The sequence below is a fragment of the Nocardia farcinica genome, assembly GCF_029867845.1.
GTDB lineage: Bacteria > Actinomycetota > Actinomycetes > Mycobacteriales > Mycobacteriaceae > Nocardia > Nocardia farcinica_A.
Window position 1 is genome coordinate 1 of record NZ_JARWRU010000040.1, and the last position, 2,870, is coordinate 2,870.

The 2,870-nt window shown below is 71.6% G+C and carries 3 protein-coding genes; 2 read left to right on the top strand and 1 reads right to left on the bottom strand.

Going from position 1 to position 2,870, the window contains the following annotated elements; all coding sequences use genetic code 11:
• Window positions 1–93 precede the first annotated feature (93 nt).
• Window positions 94–1,341, bottom strand: coding sequence for an oxygenase MpaB family protein (locus QH283_RS00585; RefSeq protein WP_280501061.1), 1,248 nt, complete (start codon window positions 1,339–1,341; stop codon window positions 94–96).
• Between the two features lie 404 nt (window positions 1,342–1,745).
• Here QH283_RS00585 and QH283_RS30150 point away from each other — a divergent pair, with 404 nt between their 5' ends.
• Both QH283_RS30150 and QH283_RS00595 read left to right on the top strand, forming a co-directional pair.
• Complete coding sequence (locus QH283_RS30150) at window positions 1,746–1,943, top strand: hypothetical protein (RefSeq protein ID WP_324246438.1); 198 nt, start codon at window positions 1,746–1,748, stop codon at window positions 1,941–1,943.
• Window positions 1,944–2,080: 137 nt separating this feature from the next.
• Window positions 2,081–2,870: phosphatase PAP2 family protein (locus tag QH283_RS00595; protein ID WP_280501060.1), on the top strand; the 790-nt coding region annotated here is incomplete at its 3' end.

Here is a 2,870-nt window from a genome sequence, read left to right on the forward strand (position 1 = left end):
CCCCGCATCCGCCGCGGGTACGCGCCCCCCCGGCGCGCCCGCGGGGGCCAACCCGCTCGGCTACCCCCCAACCCCCGGACCGTGAAGCGAGGTTCAGGCGGCGACCGGCGTGTAGGTCTTCGCGTCGGTCACGAATTCGGCGTTTCCGTAGGTCGCCAGCCGCCGGTGCACGAGATTCACCAGGTAGCGGTCGACAGCGGCGTCCAGCGCGGGCACCTTGCTCGCGGCCTGCACGACGAGCAGGCGGCCGATGATGAAGGGCGCGGTGACGGCGATGCGCGCGAAATCGGCCGCTTCGAGATCCACCCCCTTGGCGCGGGCGACCGCGCGCTTTCCGCCGCAGAACGCGAGCACGAATGCGGCCTTGCTGTAACTGCGTTCGACCGCCTCGGCCATACGGTCGAATCGTGTTTCCCCGGGCCGCAGATAGGCGTCCATGGTGGAACGGATGAGCGCCCCGCAGGTCGTGTCGTCGAAATCGTGGCGCAGCATGGCGGCGCGGGCGCTGAGGACGTGGATGATTCCGTCCGGGGTGGTCGGCAGCAATTCCTCGGGCAGGCCGAGCAGGTAATTGCGGTAGCGGCTGAATTCCACGATCGCGCGTTCGCGTTCGTCGAATTCGGTGCGCCCTTGGCGACGCACGCCGAGGGCGGTGACGAACAGGTCGATCATGCCCGCAGGCATCTGATCGACCTGCGGCACCGGCAGGCCGAAGACGTCGACATCCCACCGGTCCGAACGCTTGAGCGCGTTGTAACGGACCATCGAATGCATCAGCCGCACCATGGCCGCGGCCTCGAAACCGGGACCGTGGCGGTCCAGCGCGCCGGGCAGCGTGGTGACGGTGAAGAAGTTGGAGGTCTCGTTCACGCGACGGGCCGCGCGGCGACCGGACAGCGCCCCGGTCAGCGCCATCGGCAGGGCGGCGTAGGTGTTGGTGAAGGTCGCGATGAACGCGCCGCGGGTGATGAACGGCGCCAGCAGCGCGGCGGGCAGGCGCGCCTCCTTCGCACCCCGGCGCACCAGGTCCATGTCGAGCCATTCCGGCACGGTCTCCATGGCGTTGATGAAGGCGACCAACTCCGGGGGAGCGTCGGGAACGGCGTCGAGGCCCTCGCGGCAGGCGGTGCGCACCATGCGGATCAGGCCGGAGACGCTGTGGGTGGCCGACAGCGCGGCCAGCGGGTCGGCGACGGTGTCGCCAAGCATGGTGGCCGTGGAGATCAGTTCGACCAGCCGTTCGTCGGCGAGGTAGCGGTCCCGCTTGGCCTGGCCGCCGGGCAGCGTGGATTCGACGCCGGGTTCGGTGGCCAGGCGATAGGGCTTGCGGTCGAAATCCATGTCGCCGTAGAGGTCGGGCTGCAACTCCCGCTGGCCGCGCACTCGAACAACTGCTCGACATCGCGCACGCGATCATCAGCGGCGAGGGCTTCCACGCCGCCACCGTCAACCGCATCGCCGACACCGCGGGCGTCGACCGCTCGCTGATCTACCAGCAGTTCGGCGACCTGCCCCGTCTGTTCGTCGCCCTCATCGACCGTGAGGCCGGACGCGCCGCCGCACAGTTCGCCGAAGCCGTCAGCCAGGACGCGGGCGAAGACGGCGACGACAACCCCGCCCTGCGCGCCTTCGACACCCTGCTGCACTCCGTCGACGCCCACCCCGAGACCTGGCGGCTGTTCCTGTTCCCGCCGCAGGGCGCGCCCCCGGAGCTCTACGAACGCCTCGCCCGCTCCGAGGCCGCCGTGCGCGAGTTCTTCATCCAGCAACTGCTGCGCATCAACCCCGGTGTCGACGACCCCGACTACACCGCCAGGGTCCTGCAAGCCGCGGGACGCGAACTGCTGCAACTGCGCCTGACCGAACCGGAGTCGGCCACCCACGAACGCCTGCGCGCCCTCGTCCGCCGCCTCGATGCCGAACTGGTGCAACGCATGCGCTGAGGCAACGGACAGCCCCGGCCGGATTGTTCGGGCGCATTGCGGGAAAACCTCCGCCACACAGGGCACCCGCATGTGACGGCTCGCTCGGCGAAAACGCCTGCCGCACCCCGGATGCCGCGCACGCAGGAGGTTTCGCATTGTCCGTCGACCAGCACGCCGCCGCGGCCGGGGACACCGGCAACCGGCCCGACCAACCGCCGGAGAGCGCCGCCGCGGGCCGTTTCGCCGCCCGGGGGGGCGCGGCGTGGGCCGGTGTCGCGGCCGCGGGCATGGGTTTCGCCGCGCTCACCGCCCTGGTGCGCGCCAACTGGGAGCCGATGCAGCGCGCCGACCAGGCGGTCACCGACACGTTCGTCGCCGCCATGAACGCCGACTCGACGCTGCGCGGCGTCGTCGCCGGGCTCACCGACCTCGGCGGCACCCCCGCCCTGGTCCTCGCCCTCGCTGTCGGCACCGCCTGGCTGTTGCTGCGCCGCCTGCCGAAGATCGCCGCCTTCATCGTGATCGCCGGTGCGGGCGGGCTGATCCTCAACGCGGTGGTCAAGGAACTCGTGGCGCGCCTGCGTCCCGTGGTCGACGACCCCGTCTACACCACCGACGGCTGGAGCTTCCCCAGCGGCCACGCCATGAGCTCCCTCGTCTGCTACGGCGTCCTGGTCGTCGTCTTCACCCCCGCGCTCGGCTCGACCGCCCGCCGCGCCACCGTCGGCGTCGCCGTTCTGCTGGTCACCGCCATCGGCCTCAGCCGCATCGCCCTCGGCGTCCACTACCCGAGCGATGTCCTCGCCGGCTGGCTGCTGGGCACCCTCTGGCTGGTCTCGTGCACCCTCGCCTTCCAGCGTTGGCGTCGCGACGCGGGCGCTCCCGCGTCCGGGCCGCTGCCCGGCGACCGCCCGCCCCCCGAGGCCGACCCCCAGCGGCCCCGCG